The sequence below is a fragment of the Pseudooceanicola atlanticus genome (genome assembly GCF_000768315.1).
GTDB classification, from domain to species: Bacteria; Pseudomonadota; Alphaproteobacteria; order Rhodobacterales; family Rhodobacteraceae; genus Pseudooceanicola; species Pseudooceanicola atlanticus.
In genome coordinates, this window is sequence record NZ_AQQX01000001.1 from 385957 (window position 1) to 402812 (window position 16856).

Here is a 16856-nt window from a genome sequence, read left to right on the forward strand (position 1 = left end):
TCACGGCGATGCCCTGTATGTGCCGCACCGCAGCAATCCACGCCATTCCAAGAAAACTGACAGGTTATGTGCAGATTCGCGCAGAACCATCCCACGGGGTGGCAGATCCGGCAGGCCATGGGCTTGACCTCTTTCCTGCGCCGGATAGAAGCCCGGTCATGAGCACCCAACATCCCTCCGGCGCCCCGTGGCGCAACTTCTATGGCCGTTTCAAGGGCAAGCACCTGCGCAAGTCGCAGGAGGCCTACCTGGACGAGGACCTGGATCAGCTGTCGCCCGGCCCCGTTGACTGGGACGTGAACGCCGAACGGACGAACCTCGACCTCGACGCGCTGTTCGGCGGGCGGGATGTCTGGCTGGAAATCGGCTTTGGCGGCGGCGAACACCTGGTGCACCAGGCCGCGCGCAACCCCGATGTCGGGATCATCGGGGCAGAGCCCTATATCAACGGCGTCGCCATGTTGCTGGGCAAGATCCGCGAGGCCGGGGTCGACAACCTGCGCGTCCATCCCGGCGATGCGCGGGACCTGTTTGACGTGTTGCCCGCGGCCTCGATCAGCCGCGCCTTCCTGCTCTATCCCGATCCCTGGCCGAAAAAGCGCCACCACCGCCGCCGCTTCGTCACCCCAGAACATCTGGAACCGCTGGCCGAGAAGCTGAAGCCGGGCGCGATCTTCCGCGTCGCGACCGACATCCCTGATTACGTGCGCCAGACCCTGGAACAGGTGCCGCGCCATGGCTTCGAATGGCTGGCCGAGGCGCCGGCGGACTGGCGCGAACCCTGGGATGACTGGATTTCCACCCGGTACGAACAGAAGGCCCTGCGCGAAGGGCGCGTACCTCACTACCTCACGTTCCGCCGTCGCTGATGGTATCATTGCTGTCAGAGGTTTCTGATGGCAGAGAACAAAACACAGCCCACAACCGAAAACGTCGACGCTTTCCTCGCAGGTATCAAACCACCGCGCCGCCGTGCGCAGGGCGAGGCGTTGAAGGCGATCTTTGACGACGTCACTGGCTGGCAGGCCTGCATGTGGGGGCCCAGCATCGTCGGCTACGGGCGCTACGACTACACCTATGACAGCGGACGGACCGGGTCGTTCCTGGCCACCGGATTCTCCCCGCGCAAGGCGGCGCTGTCGATCTACATCATGCCGGGTTACCAGGATTATGGCGAAATCTTGGACCGATTGGGGCCGCACAAGCTGGGCAAGGCCTGTCTCTATGTCTCGCGCCTGAATGCAGTGAACCACGATGTGCTGGCCGAACTGATCCAGACCGGGCTGCGCGACCTGGGTGAGCGCTGGCCTGTTCACCCCCATTAGGCATGTTCGGGCGGCGATTCGGCGTCACACACCGATAAACACAGGTGAAAACTTTTTTTCGGGCCGGTGAAACTCTCGGATTTCGGGGTGATTTCGGCCCCTGAAACGCATGGCGCGCGACCCTACGTCGGTCCCGGAAAATAAGGTATCTCGAACCTACCTTTCCCGCCGCCTCGCATTCGGTTTCCAGTTTGGAAAAAGAGTGTTCGTGTCAAAGTTGTGGCGAGAATGAGAACTTTCCCCAACCTTTGAGGCATCGGCGGCCCTTGTGGGGAAGGCTTCTGGAGCGGCGACACGTTGTCGTCGGTGTGTGAGTGAGTTTGTTAACGAGTAGGAGGAGCTGAGATGTTTGGCTTCAATGTTAGTCTGTTCAAATCCCTGGCGCCGGTCCTTGGCGGGAATGGTGCCGAAGCAACCCTGGATCCGGAAGCGCTGACCGATGACAGCGGCGCCCTGGACGACGTGACCGGCAATGGTGGTGTCCTCGATACCCTGTTGAACGGTGATTCCCATGAAGACCCCGATAACGACCCGCCCGAGGGCCTGGTCGAGGACGTGACGGCAGATGAAGGTCTGCTGGACGAACTCGCCGGCGACGGTGGCGTGCTGGATGAATTCCTCACCGGGGACAACGAACGGGACGATACCGAAACCGAAGGCGTGCTGGATGACCTGGTGGCCGAAGGCGGCCTGGTCGACGAAATCCTGGGTGAGGGCGGAACGGTGGATCATTTGCTCACCGGCGACAACGATCCCAACGACGAAGGCCCCTCGACCGACGGCCTTGTCGAAAACCTGCTGGGTCAGAACGGCACCGTCGACGAGGCGTTGCAGATCGTCGAAGACGGCACCGGCATCTATGTCGACGACGTGGTCGAAGACCTGTTCGACGGGCTGGACCATGACGGCGGCGATGACGACGGCGAAGGCAAGGACGTGGCCGGCTTGACCGAAGAAGGCGGCCTCATCGACGACATCGCCGGCGATGGCGGCGTGGTCGATCATCTGCTGACCGGCGACGACCACCCCGACGACACTGAAACCGAAGGCCTGGCCGGCGACCTGCTGGCCGAAGGCGGCATCGTTGATGAACTGGCTGGCGACGGCGGCATCCTCGACGAGGTGCTGACCGGCGACGACCAGCCCGACGGCTCCGACAATGACGGCCTGATCGACGACCTGCTGGACGAAGGCGGTATCGTCGACGAACTGGCCGGTGACGGCGACACTGTCGATGACATCCTCACCGGCGACAACAGCCCCGACGGCACCGATACCGATGCGGCGGTCGAACACCTGCTGGGCGGCGGCGGCGTGGTCGATGAGCTGTTGGGCGGTGAAGATCACGGCGACGATGACGATGACGACAACTGGCTCGACGATCTGCTGGGCGGATTGTTCTGAGGCCTGTTCCGATACGCCCCCCAAGGCGTCTTGCGGGGTCTGCCACGGCAGGCCCCGCCTCCGTTGTGACGGGCCCGCGCGCCCAAGGGTAATGGACATTTGCCGATCTGTGTGACACATGCCCCCGGACATCAGGAGCCCGTCATGACCGTCACCCGTTTCGCCCCTTCGCCCACCGGCTATATCCATGTCGGCAATCTGCGCACCGCGCTGTTCAACTTCCTGATCGCCCGGAAGAATGGCGGCCAGTTCATCCTGCGCATCGACGACACCGACCCCGAGCGGTCGAAAGAGGAATATGTCGACGCGATCAAACAGGATCTCGACTGGCTGGGCCTGCATTGGGACCGGGTGGAACGTCAGTCCGAACGGCTGGACCGCTACGCCGAAGCCGCCGACAAGCTTCGCGAGATGGGCCGCTTCTACGAAGCTTTCGAGACCCCGACGGAACTGGACCTCAAGCGCAAGAAACAGCTGAACATGGGCCGCCCGCCGGTCTATGACCGCGCCGCCCTGTCCCTGTCGGACGAGGACAAGGCCAAACTGCGCGCCGAACGCGGCGACGGTGTCTGGCGGTTCAAGCTGGACCAGGAACGCATCGAATGGGCCGACGGTATCCTCGGTGATATTTCCATCGACGCGGCCAGCGTGTCCGATCCGGTGCTGATCCGTGCGGACGGGCAGGTGCTCTATACGCTCGCCTCGGTTGTCGATGACACGGAAATGGGCGTGACCCATGTGGTGCGCGGCTCGGACCACGTGACCAATACCGCGACCCAGATCCAGATGATCCAGGCGCTTGGCGGCACGCCGCCCTCCTTCGCGCATCATTCGCTGCTGACCGGCCCGCAGGGCGAGGCGCTGTCGAAACGCCTCGGCACCCTGTCGATCCGCGACCTGCGCGCCCGGGGCGTCGCGCCGATGGCTCTGTTGTCGCTGATGGCGCGGCTGGGCTCGTCCGACCCGGTGGAGCTGCGCAGCTCGGTCGATGAACTGGTCGAAGGGTTCGACCTGACCCGCTTCGGCTCTGCCCCCACCAAGTTCGACGAGAACGACCTGTTCCCGCTGACGGCGCATGTGCTGCAGGGCACCGACTATGCCGCCGTGAAGGACCGCATTGCCCAGGCCGGCGTGCCAGACGACAAGGCAGAGGCGTTCTGGGGCGTCGTGCGCGACAACATCACCACCCTCGACGAGGTTGACGCATGGTGGGTGATGATGCGCGACGGGGCCGATCCGATGGTCGCGCCCGAGGATGAGGACTTCATCCGTCAGGCCATGCCGCTGCTGCCCGACACGATCGACGGCGACACCTGGGGCCAGTGGACCAGCGCCGTGAAGGACGCGACCGGGCGCAAGGGCAAGGGCCTGTTCATGCCGCTGCGCAAGGCCGTCACGGGGATGGAGCGCGGGCCGGACATGGCCAGCATCCTGCCGCTGCTTCAGGTCATCAAGGCGCGCAATTACTGACCCATTGGGGCGTGGCCTCAGGCCATTGCGCCACACCGTGTCGATATATCGGCAAGCGGCGGTGACGGCGGACGCGTGATCGGTGCGTCCGCCTTGGATTGCTCGTCCCGGCGGCCAATTGTCCCGGCCGGCGGGACCTCAGGGCAGAACCGACCCGCCCGCTGCCTATTCCTTCCGCAGCGTCGCGTTCAGCGCCGACAGGTGGTGATTCACGAAATCCGTCTCACGCTGGCTCAACAACTGCGCGCGGGGATATTGCGGCGCTGCCCGGTCATCCAGGATCACCGTGTCCCACCCGGCCGTGGTCGCAAAGAAATCCTCACCACCCTTTTCGCCGAAGACCTGAAGGTAACCCTGCACCACGACGTCGAGGTAACTCAGCAGGATGGGACGTTCGCCATCGGCCGGCCCATGCTTGTCCGCAGGGATCGTGTAGACGGCGATATGGCCCGCATCCTCGGCCTGGTGGGTGATGCCCTGGGGCACATGGACCCGGTCATAGCCCGTTTCGCGTTCGTCCAGCGCTGCCCAGTCGGCGCCGGGCACAGCGGCGATCAGCCCGTCGATCTCGACCCCGTCCATCGGTTCGGCGGTCAGGAAGGCCATGTCGCGGATCGGCGTGTGCCGCCAGACCCGCCGCCAGCCTGACAGCCGTGCGGGGTGGTGACGGTCGTAGACATGGGTCGCCGTGTTCACGAGGCTGCCATAGCCAAAGAAAAAAGGATCTCCGCTCACATTTTTTCCTTTTGTTGATCTATATCAAACCAGCATCTGTCGCGCATGTATACAAGAGAACAGCTGTCGAGATCGGACACAAGTTTCAACCGGTTCGGTCCCAGTGCTTGTGTGGAGGAACCAGACCATGCGTCTGACGAAACGGTCCAATATCTCGATGCGGGTCCTGATGTTCTGCGGCATCAATGACGGTCGTCTGGTCACCAAATCGGAAATCGCCGAGGCGTGCAACACCTCGGAGAACCATCTGGCGCAGGTCATCAACCGATTGTCCCAGCTGGGCTTCCTGCACACGCAGCGTGGCCGCAATGGCGGCATGCGCCTGTCCCGCCCGATGTCCGAGATCATGGTCGGCGACGTGTTCCGCGCCATCGAATCCGGTGTGCCGATCACCGAATGTTTCGACGCCGAGGAAAACACCTGCCCGCTGATCGACGTCTGCCGCCTGCGCGACGTGATCGCCCGCGCGACCGAGGCCTTCTATGCCTCGATGGACGATGTGACCCTCGCGGATCTTGTGTGCGAAAATGATGGGCTAAATGCGCTGCTGACGGTGCCGATTTCCTGTCCGAGGGCCGTTGCCGACGCTTGAGGCTTGAATAGCGACACATCGCGCGGTAACTCCAAGTCACTGGATAGGGAGAACCGGCTGCGTGCCGGTGCCGAAGGAGCAACCGCCCCGGAAACTCTCAGGCCTCAGGGACCTGTCCGGCACGACACTCTGGAGAGAGGCGCCAGGCTGCGCCCGCCGAAGGGATAGCGATCTCAGGCAACAGGACAGAGGGGGCATCGCGGCGTGATTGGCACGCCGGACGATGCCCGGTGCGTCCAATCGCCGGGCCGGAAGGGACCGGGATGAGCGACTTGATCCAATTACCGCTGCACGAGCTGCATGTTGAGCAGGGCGGCAAGATGGTGGGCTTTGCGGGCTATGAAATGCCCGTGCAATACGCCGCCGGGGTGATGAAGGAACATCTGCACACCCGCGCGGCCGCCGGCCTATTCGATGTCAGCCATATGGGGCAGGTGATCCTGCACGGCGATCCCGCGACCATCGGCGCGGCGTTCGAGGCGCTGATGCCCGTGGCCGTCCTTGGGCTGGGCGAGGGGCGCCAGCGCTATGGCCTGCTGACCAATGACGACGGCGGCATCCTCGACGACCTGATGTTCGCCAATCGCGGCGATCACCTGTTCGTCGTGGTCAATGCGGCCTGCAAAGCCGACGACATCGCCCATATGCGCGCCGCCATGCCCGGGGTGGAGGTCGAGGAAATCACCGACCGCGCGCTTCTCGCCCTGCAGGGACCGGGGGCAGAGGCCGCGCTGGCCGCCCTGGCCCCCGACGTGACCGCGATGCGCTTCATGGATGTGCGGACCGTCACGATCCTCGGCGCGGAATGCTGGGTCTCGCGGTCGGGTTATACCGGCGAGGACGGGTTCGAGATCTCGATCCCCGCGGCCAAGGCCGAAGAGATCGCCCGTGCGCTGCTATCCGACCACAGCGTTCTGCCCATCGGCCTGGGCGCGCGCGACTCGCTGCGGCTCGAGGCGGGGCTGTGCCTTTACGGGCACGACATCGACACCACGACCAGCCCGGTCGAGGCCGCGCTGCAATGGGCCATCCAGAAGGCCCGCCGCCCCGGCGGCGACCGCGCCGGCGGTTTCCCCGGCGAGGCCCGGATCTTCCGCGACCTGACCGAAGGCGCCCCGCGCAAGCGCGTCGGCCTGCGCCCGCAGGGCCGTGCCCCGATGCGCGAGGGGGTCCCGCTCTTTGCCGATGATGCCACGACCGACCAGATCGGGGCCATCACCTCGGGCGCGTTCGGACCGACCATCGGCGCCCCCGTCGCCATGGGCTACGTCCCCGTTGACAAGGCCGCGGACGGGATCACTCTATCCGCAGAGTTGCGCGGCAAGAGGGCGGCGATCGACACCGCCCCGCTTCCGTTCACCCCCGCCAATTTCAAACGCTGACCCGCCAAGGAGGGCCACATATGAGCGACGTGAAATACACCGAAGAACACGAATGGCTGCGTGTCGAAGGCGACGAGGTCGTCGTCGGCATCACCGAACATGCCGCCGAACAGTTGGGCGACATCGTGTTCATCGAACTGCCCGAGGTCGGCACCGAAGTCTCCAAGGATGACGAGGTCGTGGTGATCGAATCGGTCAAGGCCGCCTCCGACATCCTGGCCCCCATCGACGGTGAAATCACCGAGGTGAACGAGCCCCTGGTCGAGGACCCCGGCAAGGTGAACGAAGACCCGCTGAACGACGCCTGGTTTTTCAAGATCAAGCCGTCCGACCCCTCCCAGATGGACGATTACATGTCCGAGGCCGAGTACAAGGACCTGATTTCCTGAGATTATGGCCGTCCTGCGCATCACGACCGATCTTCACTGCGACGATCCCGGAGGGGTGGCGGCGCTCTATCGCCGCCCCTCCAACCACGACGCGGTGATGAGCAAAGATGTCATCGTGACGATGCAGCCCGAAGACGGCAGGCGCCGGACTCCGCAATTGAACCGGCCGCGAGAGGGCGCATCGGGCACCGCCCCGCCCGCCCTGCCGATCGAGGTCGACGACCCAGAGAGGGTCATCACGCGGACCCGGCTGAAAGGCGTCCCGCTGGAATACGGCCCGGTCCGCCACCCTCGGCCCCTCAGCCGGCTGGCCCCGCGCGATCCCGCAGGGCACCTGGTCAGCGTCCTGGGCCATTCCGAGGGCCTGCCCTGACGCATCGCGCGCCCTCGCATCTCCGTCCTGATACATCCGCCCTGATACACCCGAAGGAGTCATCATGACCTTCACCCCCACGACCTACGACGCCTACGATTTCGCCAACCGCCGCCATATCGGTCCCTCGCCCGAGGAAATGCAGGCCATGCTGGCCGAAATCGGTGCCCCCAGCCTCGACGCGCTGATCGACCAGACCGTGCCCAAGGCGATCCGCCAGGCCGAACCGCTCGATTTCGGCGAACCGCTGTCGGAAAGCGAGCTGCTGGCGAAGATGCGCGAGGTCGCGGACAAGAACCAGGTGCTGACCTCGCTGATCGGGCAGGGCTACCACAACACGATCACGCCCCCGGCGATCAAGCGGAACATCTTCGAAAACCCCGCCTGGTACACTGCCTACACGCCCTACCAGCCCGAGATTTCGCAGGGCCGGCTCGAGGCGCTCTTGAACTACCAGACGATGGTCTGCGACCTCACCGGGCTCGACATCGCGAACGCGTCGCTGCTGGACGAGGCGACCGCGGCGGCCGAGGCGATGACCATGGCACAGCGCGCGTCCAAGTCGAAATCCATGAAGTTCTTCATCGACGAGGCCTGCCACCCGCAGAATATCGACGTCATGCGCACCCGCGCCGAACCGCTGGGGATCGAGGTCGTGCTGGGCCGCCCCTCCGATCTCGATGCCAGCGACGTCTTCGGCGCGATCTTCCAGTACCCGGGCACCAACGGCATCCTGCGCGACTTCACCCCGCAGATGGAGGCGCTGCATGACAACAAGGCGCTCGGCATCGTCATCGCCGACCCGATGGCGCTGACCCTGCTCAAGGAACCCGGCCAGATGGGCGCCGATATCGCCGTCGGCTCGACGCAGCGCTTCGGCGTGCCGCTGGGCTACGGTGGTCCCCACGCCGCCTACATGGCCTGCAAGGACGCGCTGAAACGCTCGATGCCCGGCCGGATCGTCGGTGTCTCGATCGACGCGCGCGGCAACCGCGCCTACCGGCTGTCGCTGCAGACCCGCGAACAGCATATCCGCCGCGAAAAGGCGACGTCGAATGTCTGCACGGCGCAGGCCCTGCTGGCCGTCATGGCCTCCATGTACGCGGTCTTCCACGGGCCCAAGGGGCTCAAGGCCATCGCCCAGGGCATCCATGCCCGCACCCTCGAAATGGCCGCCGGCCTGCGCGAGGCGGGTTTCGACGTCTTCCCCAAGAACGTCTTCGACACCGTCACGGTCGAGGTCGGCCCCTTCCAGGGCGCGATCCTGAAATCCGCCGTCGAAGAGGGGCTGAACCTGCGCAAGGTCGGCGACACCCGCATCGGCATCACCTTCGACGAGGTCACCACCGCCGACACCATCGCCGCCGTCTGGCGCGCCTTCGGCATCAAGGACATCGTCCCCGCCGGTGAGCCGCGCTACGATATCCCCGAGAAGTTCGAGCGCAGGACCGACTACCTCACGCACGAGATCTTCCATATGAACCGGGCCGAGACCGAGATGATGCGCTACATGCGCCGCCTCGCCGACCGTGACCTGGCGCTCGACCGCGCGATGATCCCGCTGGGCTCCTGCACGATGAAGCTCAACTCCGCGGCCGAAATGATCCCCGTCTCCTGGGACGAATACAATTCGCTGCACCCGTTCTGCCCGCCCGACCAGGCCCGCGGCTACGAGGAGCTGATCACCGATCTCTCGGCCAAGCTCTGCGCGATCACCGGATATGCCGCCTTCTCCATGCAGCCCAATTCCGGCGCGCAGGGGGAATATGCCGGCCTGCTGACGATCCGCCAGTATCACGAGGCGAACGGCGAAGGGCACCGCAATGTCTGCCTGATCCCGATGTCGGCCCATGGCACCAACCCGGCCTCCGCCCAGATGGTGGGCTGGAAGGTCGTGCCGATCAAATCGGCGGCCAACGGCGATATCGACTTGCAGGACTTCGCCTCCAAGGCCCACGAATATGCCGATCACCTGGCCGCGGCGATGATCACCTATCCCTCCACCCATGGCGTCTTCGAAGAGACGGTGACCGAGGTCTGCAAGATCACTCACGAGCACGGCGGCCAGATCTACATCGACGGCGCCAACCTCAACGCCATGGTGGGCCTGTCGCGCCCCGGCGACCTGGGCGGCGATGTCAGCCACCTCAACCTGCACAAGACCTTCTGCATCCCTCATGGCGGCGGCGGCCCCGGCATGGGCCCCATCGGGGTCAAGCCGCATCTCGTCCCGCACCTGCCCGGCCACACCGAACAGGGCGGCAGCGGTGCGGTCTCTGCGGCGCCCTACGGCTCGCCCTCGATCCTGCCGATCTCCTGGGCCTATTGCCTTATGATGGGCGGCGAGGGGCTTACCCAGGCCACCCGCGTGGCGATCCTCAACGCCAATTACATCGCGGCGCGGCTCTCGGGCGCCTATGACATCCTCTATAAGGGGCCGCAGGGCCGGGTAGCGCATGAATGCATCCTCGACACCCGCCCCTTCGCCGAGGTCGGGGTGACCGTCGATGACATTGCCAAGCGGCTGGTCGATTGCGGCTTCCACGCCCCGACGATGAGCTGGCCGATCGCCGGCACCCTCATGGTCGAACCCACGGAATCCGAAACCAAGGCCGAGCTTGACCGATTCTGCGATGCCATGCTCGCCATCCGCGCCGAGATCGCCGAGATCGAGGAGGGACGGACAGACCACGCCGCCTCGCCGCTCGCCCATGCACCCCACACGGTCGAGGACTTGGTGGGCGACTGGGATCGCGCCTATTCCCGCGAAGAGGGCTGCTTCCCGCCGGGGGCATTCCGGGTCGACAAGTACTGGCCGCCGGTCAACCGCGTCGACAATGCCTGGGGCGACCGCAACCTGACCTGCACCTGCCCGCCGATGTCGGATTACGCCGAAGCGGCGGAATAGCCCCGCAACCGGCTCCCCGCATCTGGCCCCACGGGCCCCCGCAAGGGGCCCGTTTCCCCTTCATCTTGCCAGAAATACTCCGGGAGGTCCGGAGGGCAGAGCCCTCCGGAGCCCTTGCGGCTCGAGCAAGATAAAATCGTGTGCGCCGCAGGCGCGCCTTCGGGTCAGGGCGCAACAGGGCCGCAACGCAAAACCGGCCGGCACATCGCTGCGCCGGCCGGTCCGATCAGGTCAAGGCCGATCAAGGCATTCAGAGCGACGCGATCACTCCCCGCCCGGCTTCAGCGCCCGCAGGCCCTTCAGGATGTCGATGGCATAGGCCAGCTGGTAATCCTCTTCGCGCAGCTTCGCGGCCTCTTCGGCGGCGGCGCGCTCTTCCTCGATCTGGCGGATCTGGTCCTCGGTCAGGCTGTCATTGTCCAGCGACCCGCGCAGATCGGCCTCCGAACGCGACCGCGAGGTGAGCGAATTCTCCTCTTCCTCCTCGGTGGCCTCGGCCCGGCGCGGCTGTTCCACGACGATGTCGGGCGACACGCCAAGCGCCTGGATCGACCGGCCCGACGGGGTGTAATAGCGCGCGGTGGTCAGGCGCATCGCGCCGTCGCCCCGCAGCGGCATGACCGTCTGGACCGAGCCCTTGCCGAAGGACTTGGTGCCCACGACGATGGCGCGGCGGTGATCCTGCAACGCGCCCGCCACGATTTCCGAGGCCGAGGCAGAGCCGCCATTGATCAGCACCACGATGGGCTTGCCGCCGATCAGGTCGCCCTCGGTGGCGTTGAACCGCTCGCCGTCTTCCGGCTCGCGGCCGCGGGTCGACACGATCTCGCCCTTCTCCAGGAAGGTATCCGACACCCGGATCGCCTGGGTCAGCAGGCCGCCCGGATTGTTGCGCAGGTCCAGCACGATGCCGTCGACCGCGTCCAGGCCGCCCGCGGCTTCGATCTCGCGGTTCAGCCCTTCCTGCAGGTTCGGCGTGGTCTGGTCGTTGAAGGTGGTGACACGGGCGATGACCGCATTCCCCTCGGTGCGCACCCGCGCCGCGGTCAGCTTGATCGTGTCGCGGATGATCGACACGTCGAAGGGTTCCGCCTCGCCCTCACGCACCACGGTGATGATGATCTCGGACCCGACCGGGCCGCGCATCAGGTCCACCGCCTCGTCCAGCGTCAGGCCCAGCAGGCTCTCGCCGTCCACGTGGGTGATGAAATCGCCGGCCTCGACGCCGGCCTCGTCCGCGGGCGTGCCATCCATCGGCGACACGACCTTCACGAAGCCCTCTTCCTGGGTCACCTCGATGCCCAGACCGCCGAACTCGCCGCGGGTCTGCACCCGCATGGAGGCCGCGTCATCCGGCGACAGATAACTCGAATGCGGGTCGAGCGAGGTCAGCATGCCGTCGATCGCCGCCTCGATCAGCTTCGATTCGTCGACTTCCTCGACATATTGGGCCCGGATGCGTTCGAAGATGTCGCCGAACAGGTCCAGTTGCTCGTAGACGTTGGACGACCGTGCATTGTCCTGCGCCAGCAGGGGCGCGGCGACCTGGGTGGCGCCAAGAAGTCCTGCGGTGACGCCGACGATGCCGGCTACGATATGCTTTTTCATGCTCATCAATCCTTCATGCCTCGGAACCACTCATCCGGGTTCTGGGGGATATTGTCCTGTCTGACTTCGACATAGAGCGTTTCGCTGCGCCCGTTGCCGGTCGTCTGCTGTCCTGTATCGCCGTCCGAGATCACGTCCCCCAGATCGGCATCTTCTCCGCCCATCAGGCCCACAGGGTCCCCGGCTGACAGCACATCACCAGCGGCACCATAGACCACGTCCAGACCGGCGAACACGAAAAGAATCCCCGGTTCCGGCTCAAGGATCATCACATTTCCGTAGTCGAGCAAAGGCCCCCGGTAGCGAATTGTTGCCGCCGTGGGGCTGGTGACCAGCGCCCGCGCCCGGGTCGCCAGCACCACGCCGGGCCGGATGATCCCCGCCGCATCCGGTTCGCCCGACCGGCGCAGGACGCGGCCCAGCACGGGCGCGGGGATGTCGCCGCGCAGCGCGCTGACCGGCGGCAGGTCCAGCGGGCGTTCATCCTCGGCTATGTCGGCGAGGCCCGAGGCAAAGGCGCCCAACGTCTCGGTCGAGGCGATCAGCAGCCCGGTCTGGATCGGGTCTTCGGTGAACTTGCGGGGCAGGTCGGTGCGGTCGGAAACGGCCTGGCTCAGCGCCGTGCGCGCCTCCTGCACGCCACGCAGCCCGTCGGACAGGCGGCGCGCGGCGCTTTCCTGCAACTGGCGCAGCACCTGCACCTCTTCCAGATCGGTCCGCAGCTTGGCGGCCTCGGCCTCCATCCCGCGGGACACGTCGGCCACGATCATCGCCGACCGGGCCGTGCCCACCGGGCCCGACGGATGCAGGAAGACCACCGGCGATCCCTGGCCGCCCATCACCTGCAAGGTGCCCAGAAGTTGGGCGATCTCGCCTTCGCGGGATTGCAACTCGCGGGCAATCTCTGCCTCGCGGGCCGAGACCCGGCGCAACCCGTCGCGCATCGCGGCCAGTCCGGCCTCGAAGGCGCGGGTGGTTTCGGTCAGCGCGGCCACGCGGTCGGGGGCATCCTGTGCGGCCTGTAGATCGGCGGTCGCGGCCTCGATCTGGCGGGCGGCGGCGCGGGCGGCATCGGCCGGATCGCTCTGCGCCATGGCCCCTGCGGGCAGCAGCGCCGCGACGGCCATCAACAGCGCCGCAGCCAGCCCCCGCCGCCATCCTGGCGTGGCGCGTGTGCGGTCGGCAAAGGGCAGGGCGGCGTGGCGGATCATGCGATCAGGCTCGTTCCCGTCATTTCCTCGGGCTGCGGCAGGCCCATCAATTGCAGCAGCGTCGGCGCCAGGTCGGCCAACCGCCCGTCGCGCAGCGTCGCGCCTTCGGGGCCACCGACCAACGCCACCGGCACCAGGTTGGTGGTATGCGCCGTATGCGGCCCGCCGGTCTCCGGGTCGACCATGACCTCGCAATTGCCGTGATCGGCGGTGACGATCATCGCCCCCCCTGCCTTGTCCAGCGCCGCCAGCACCCGGCCCAGCCCCGTATCGACCGCCGCGCAGGCGGCCATCGCGGCCTTCAGGTCGCCGGTATGGCCGACCATGTCCGGGTTGGCGTAATTGGTGACGATCAGGTCATAGCCATGCTCGATGGCCGCGACGAACTTGTCGGTGACCTCCTGCGAGGACATCTCGGGTTGCAGGTCATAGGTCGCCACCTTTGGCGACAGCGGCATGTAGCGATCCTCGCCCGCCTTCTCGACCTCGACGCCGCCGTCCAGGAAGAAGGTCACATGCGGGTATTTCTCGGTCTCGGCCAGGCGGAACTGGGTGCGTCCCTGCTTGGCGACCCATTCGCCCAGCGTGTTCACGATCTCCTGCTTGGGATAGCAGGTCGTCATGTAGGCGTTGTGATCCTCGGAATAATCGACCATCCCCATCAGCCCGGCCCAATCGGGCCGCGTGCCGGCGTCGAAGGCGTCAAAGCCCGGCTCGCCCACGGCGCGCAGGATCTCCCGCGCGCGGTCGGCGCGGAAATTCAGGCAGAAGAAGCCGTCGCCATCCTTCGCCCCCGCGTAATCGCCCAGCACCGTCGGGGTGATGAACTCGTCCGTCTCCCCGTTCTCATAGCCGCGCGTCACCGCCGCATGGGCATCCGCCGAACGCTCGCCCTGGCCATGGATCATGCAGTGAAACGCCTCGGCCACGCGGTCCCAGCGGTTGTCGCGGTCCATCGCGTAATAGCGCCCCGACAGGGTGGCGATCCGCGCACCGTCGGGCAGGGCGTCGGTCAGATCCGACAGGTAGCCATAGGCGGATTTCGGCGCCACGTCGCGGCCGTCCGTCACCGCATGCAGCGCCACGGGCACGCCCGCCCCGGCAATCGCGGTGATCGCGGCGATGATATGGCTCAGATGCCCATGCACCCCGCCATCCGACACCAGCCCCATAACATGGGCCGTGCCGCCGCTATCCTTCAGCCGGTCGATGAAAGCATTCAGCGCGTCGTTCTTCGCAAAGGAGCCATCCTCGATCGCCAGGTCGATCTGGCCCAGGTCCATCGCCACCACGCGGCCCGCGCCGATATTGGTATGCCCGACCTCCGAATTGCCCATCTGCCCGCGCGGCAGGCCCACATCGGGGCCATGGGTAAGCAGCGTCGCATGCGGGCACTCGGCCATGATCCGGTCGAAATGCGGGGTCTCGGCCAGGGCGGGCGCGTTGGCCTCGATCCGGTCGCTCAGGCCCCAGCCATCCAGAATGCACAGCACCACGGGTTTGGGAATGTTCATGCCTGCCCTTTCGCCTTTCCTCGGGGTGTCTCATACCGGCTTTGCCGCCCGGATTGAAGGCGAGTTCTCGTCGCGGTCCGCCCTGCGGCCTTTTCCCGGTTTTGCCGCGCCGCGCTTTGCGGCATAACCGGGCCAACACGCTGCCGGAGGACCAGATGACCGCACTCGACACCAGCCAGATTCCCGCCCGTTTCCAGACGGTCATGACCAGCCTCGCCACGGCCGGCGCCCAGCTTGCCGGGCTTGTCGCCAAGGGCCCGCTGGCCGGCGCGCTTGGCGCGGGCGTGGGTGAGAACACCGATGGCGACCAGCAGAAAGCACTCGACGTCATGGCGGACGAGATGTTTGCCGAGGCGCTGAAGACCGCCGGCGTGCGCCATTACGCGTCCGAGGAACAGGATAGCGTCGTGACCCTCGACCCGACCGGCGACCTGGCCCTGGCCATCGACCCGCTGGACGGATCGTCCAACATCGACGTCAACGTGACCATCGGCACGATCTTCTCGATCCTGCCCGCCGCAGACACGCCCGAGGCGTCCTTCCTGCGCCCCGCTGCCGACCAGGTGGCCGCGGGCTACATCGCCTTCGGTCCGCAATGCCTGATGGCGGTGACCTTCGGCGACGGCACCCAGCTTTACGTGCTGGATCCCGACACCAATAGCTTCGTCCTGGTCGAGTCGCGCATGTCCCTGCCCACCTCGGCCAAGGAATTCTCGATCAATTCGTCGAACCGCCGCCACTGGACCAAGCCGGTCCTGGCCTATGTCGAGGAAAACGAGGCCGGTGAGACCGGCGCCAAGGGCAAGAACATGAATTTCCGCTGGGTCGGCTCCCTGGTGGCCGAAACCCACCGGATCCTGACCCGCGGCGGCACGTTCCTCTACCCGTCCGATGCACGCCCGAAATACGAAAACGGCCGCCTGCGCATGGTCTACGAGGTGGCGCCGATGGCCTTCCTCGTCGAACAGGCGGGCGGCAAGGCGACCGACGGCAAGGCCCCGATCCTGTCGCTGACGGCGGCGGAACTGCACGAACGCCGCCCCTTCGTCTTCGGCTCCTCCGAAGAAGTCGATCGTATCGCCGAACTGCACGGCTGAGTGTTGGCCGCCTTCGGGCGGCCAAGCCTTCGGCGAGAGTATTTTTGGCAAGATGAAGCCGGGGTGGGTTCCGCTTGGCGGCCGAAGCGCTTATCTGGGCGCCATCCCAACAAGAGGACACCGCCATGAGCTTTGACCGGAACCTGAAGATCGCCCCGTCGATCCTGTCCGCCGATTTCGCCAATTTCGGCGCCGAGATCGAGGCGGTCGAGGCGCAGGGCGCCGACTGGATCCATGTCGACGTGATGGACGGGCACTTCGTGCCGAACCTCACCTTCGGCCCGCCGCTGGTCAAGGCGATCCGCAAGCACATCAAGACCGTCATGGACGTCCACCTGATGATCGCCCCGGTCGATCCCTATATCGAGGCCTTCGCCGATGCGGGCTCCGACGTGCTGACTGCACATGTGGAGGCCGGGCCACATATCCACCGCACCGTCCAGGCGATCCGCGGCGCGGGCATGAAGGCGGGCGTGGCGCTGAACCCCGCCACCCCGGCCAGCGAGGTGGAATACCTGCTCGACATGGTCGACCTCGTCTGCGTGATGACGGTGAACCCCGGCTTCGGCGGCCAGAAATTCATTCATTCCCAGATCGACAAGGTGCGGCAGCTGCGCGCGATGATCGGCGATCGCCCGATCCATATCGAGATCGACGGCGGCATCACCCCCGAAACCGCGCCCCTGATGCGCGAGGCGGGCGCCGATGTGCTGGTCGCGGGCTCTGCCGTGTTCAAGGGCGGCTCGGTCGCCGATCCTGCACCCTATGGCAGCAATATCCGCGCCATCCGCACCGCCTGCGACACCCTCGTCTGACGCGCCGATCCCCGGGCCTGCCCGGGGACAACA

General features: G+C 66.0%; 15 protein-coding genes and 2 riboswitches. Of the genes, 11 read left to right on the top strand and 4 right to left on the bottom strand.

What is annotated here, in order from left to right; all coding sequences use genetic code 11:
• Window positions 1-158 precede the first annotated feature (158 nt).
• The 4 genes from trmB (at window position 159) to gltX (ending at window position 4199) form a co-directional block, all read left to right on the top strand.
• Window positions 159-869: a tRNA (guanosine(46)-N7)-methyltransferase TrmB gene (gene trmB, locus ATO9_RS01880; RefSeq protein WP_081979412.1), complete on the top strand. Its 711-nt coding sequence runs from the start codon at window positions 159-161 to the stop codon at window positions 867-869.
• Between the two features lie 27 nt (window positions 870-896).
• The gene (locus ATO9_RS01885) at window positions 897-1325 is read left to right on the top strand and encodes a DUF1801 domain-containing protein (protein WP_043744283.1); all 429 of its coding nucleotides are present in this window, start codon (window positions 897-899) and stop codon (window positions 1323-1325) included.
• A 345-nt stretch (window positions 1326-1670) separates the two neighbouring features.
• Complete coding sequence (locus ATO9_RS01890; RefSeq protein WP_043744286.1) at window positions 1671-2729, top strand: hypothetical protein; 1059 nt, start codon at window positions 1671-1673, stop codon at window positions 2727-2729.
• Window positions 2730-2873: 144 nt separating this feature from the next.
• A complete protein-coding gene (gene gltX, locus ATO9_RS01895; RefSeq protein WP_043744289.1) occupies window positions 2874-4199 on the top strand; it encodes a glutamate--tRNA ligase in 1326 nt (441 codons plus the stop codon).
• 165 nt (window positions 4200-4364) lie between these two features.
• Here gltX and ATO9_RS01900 read toward each other — a convergent pair whose 3' ends face one another.
• Complete coding sequence (locus ATO9_RS01900; protein ID WP_043744292.1) at window positions 4365-4934, bottom strand: gamma-glutamylcyclotransferase family protein; 570 nt, start codon at window positions 4932-4934, stop codon at window positions 4365-4367.
• A 127-nt stretch (window positions 4935-5061) separates the two neighbouring features.
• Between ATO9_RS01900 and ATO9_RS01905 the strand changes: the two genes are divergently transcribed.
• The 5 genes from ATO9_RS01905 to gcvP all read left to right on the top strand — a co-directional run bounded on the left by ATO9_RS01905 (window position 5062) and on the right by gcvP (window position 10578).
• Window positions 5062-5526 carry an RrF2 family transcriptional regulator gene (locus ATO9_RS01905; RefSeq protein WP_043744295.1) on the top strand — a complete coding sequence of 155 codons (465 nt, stop codon included), beginning with the start codon at window positions 5062-5064 and terminating at the stop codon, window positions 5524-5526.
• A gap of 35 nt (window positions 5527-5561) precedes the next feature.
• Window positions 5562-5650: riboswitch (glycine riboswitch) on the top strand.
• A gap of 1 nt (window position 5651) precedes the next feature.
• A riboswitch (glycine riboswitch) is annotated at window positions 5652-5719 on the top strand.
• A 70-nt stretch (window positions 5720-5789) separates the two neighbouring features.
• Window positions 5790-6908 carry a glycine cleavage system aminomethyltransferase GcvT gene (gene gcvT / locus ATO9_RS01910; RefSeq protein WP_043744298.1) on the top strand — a complete coding sequence of 373 codons (1119 nt, stop codon included), beginning with the start codon at window positions 5790-5792 and terminating at the stop codon, window positions 6906-6908.
• 29 nt (window positions 6909-6937) lie between these two features.
• The gene (gene gcvH / locus ATO9_RS01915) at window positions 6938-7297 is read left to right on the top strand and encodes a glycine cleavage system protein GcvH (protein WP_043745487.1); all 360 of its coding nucleotides are present in this window, start codon (window positions 6938-6940) and stop codon (window positions 7295-7297) included.
• Window positions 7298-7301: 4 nt separating this feature from the next.
• Window positions 7302-7670, top strand: coding sequence for a VOC family protein (locus ATO9_RS23320; RefSeq protein ID WP_052418031.1), 369 nt, complete (start codon window positions 7302-7304; stop codon window positions 7668-7670).
• A gap of 64 nt (window positions 7671-7734) precedes the next feature.
• Complete coding sequence (gene gcvP, locus ATO9_RS01925; protein WP_043744301.1) at window positions 7735-10578, top strand: aminomethyl-transferring glycine dehydrogenase; 2844 nt, start codon at window positions 7735-7737, stop codon at window positions 10576-10578.
• A 264-nt stretch (window positions 10579-10842) separates the two neighbouring features.
• On the opposite strand, the gene ATO9_RS01930 is transcribed toward gcvP, so the two are convergent.
• The 3 genes from ATO9_RS01930 to gpmI are packed head-to-tail and all read right to left on the bottom strand — an operon-like array spanning window position 10843 to window position 14911.
• The gene (locus ATO9_RS01930; RefSeq protein ID WP_043745496.1) at window positions 10843-12186 is read right to left on the bottom strand and encodes a S41 family peptidase; all 1344 of its coding nucleotides are present in this window, start codon (window positions 12184-12186) and stop codon (window positions 10843-10845) included.
• Between the two features lie 5 nt (window positions 12187-12191).
• Complete coding sequence (locus tag ATO9_RS01935) at window positions 12192-13397, bottom strand: murein hydrolase activator EnvC family protein (RefSeq protein WP_052418032.1); 1206 nt, start codon at window positions 13395-13397, stop codon at window positions 12192-12194.
• Window positions 13394-14911, bottom strand: coding sequence for a 2,3-bisphosphoglycerate-independent phosphoglycerate mutase (gene gpmI / locus ATO9_RS01940; protein WP_043744304.1), 1518 nt, complete (start codon window positions 14909-14911; stop codon window positions 13394-13396). Before gpmI ends, ATO9_RS01935 begins: the two co-directional genes overlap by 4 nt.
• A 155-nt stretch (window positions 14912-15066) precedes the next feature.
• Between gpmI and ATO9_RS01945 the strand changes: the two genes are divergently transcribed.
• Window positions 15067-16008, top strand: a complete 942-nt coding sequence (locus tag ATO9_RS01945; RefSeq protein ID WP_043744307.1) for a class 1 fructose-bisphosphatase — start codon at window positions 15067-15069, stop codon at window positions 16006-16008.
• 125 nt (window positions 16009-16133) lie between these two features.
• A complete protein-coding gene (gene rpe / locus ATO9_RS01950; protein ID WP_043744311.1) occupies window positions 16134-16823 on the top strand; it encodes a ribulose-phosphate 3-epimerase in 690 nt (229 codons plus the stop codon).
• Window positions 16824-16856: the final 33 nt, after the last annotated feature.

What these genes read in the sequence shown, in the direction of transcription:
- gcvT (WP_043744298.1), top strand. Translation starts at nt 5,790, where the DNA reads ATGAGCGACTTGATCCAATTACCGCTGCACGAGCTGCATGTTGAGCAG.
- ATO9_RS23320 (WP_052418031.1), top strand. Translation starts at nt 7,302, where the DNA reads ATGGCCGTCCTGCGCATCACGACCGATCTTCACTGCGACGATCCCGGA.
- ATO9_RS01885 (WP_043744283.1), top strand. Translation starts at nt 897, where the DNA reads ATGGCAGAGAACAAAACACAGCCCACAACCGAAAACGTCGACGCTTTC.
- gltX (WP_043744289.1), top strand. Translation starts at nt 2,874, where the DNA reads ATGACCGTCACCCGTTTCGCCCCTTCGCCCACCGGCTATATCCATGTC.
- rpe (WP_043744311.1), top strand. Translation starts at nt 16,134, where the DNA reads ATGAGCTTTGACCGGAACCTGAAGATCGCCCCGTCGATCCTGTCCGCC.
- gpmI (WP_043744304.1), bottom strand. Translation starts at nt 14,911, where the DNA reads ATGAACATTCCCAAACCCGTGGTGCTGTGCATTCTGGATGGCTGGGGC.
- ATO9_RS01905 (WP_043744295.1), top strand. Translation starts at nt 5,062, where the DNA reads ATGCGTCTGACGAAACGGTCCAATATCTCGATGCGGGTCCTGATGTTC.
- ATO9_RS01935 (WP_052418032.1), bottom strand. Translation starts at nt 13,397, where the DNA reads ATGATCCGCCACGCCGCCCTGCCCTTTGCCGACCGCACACGCGCCACG.
- ATO9_RS01945 (WP_043744307.1), top strand. Translation starts at nt 15,067, where the DNA reads ATGACCGCACTCGACACCAGCCAGATTCCCGCCCGTTTCCAGACGGTC.
- trmB (WP_081979412.1), top strand. Translation starts at nt 159, where the DNA reads ATGAGCACCCAACATCCCTCCGGCGCCCCGTGGCGCAACTTCTATGGC.
- gcvP (WP_043744301.1), top strand. Translation starts at nt 7,735, where the DNA reads ATGACCTTCACCCCCACGACCTACGACGCCTACGATTTCGCCAACCGC.
- ATO9_RS01890 (WP_043744286.1), top strand. Translation starts at nt 1,671, where the DNA reads ATGTTTGGCTTCAATGTTAGTCTGTTCAAATCCCTGGCGCCGGTCCTT.
- ATO9_RS01930 (WP_043745496.1), bottom strand. Translation starts at nt 12,186, where the DNA reads ATGAAAAAGCATATCGTAGCCGGCATCGTCGGCGTCACCGCAGGACTT.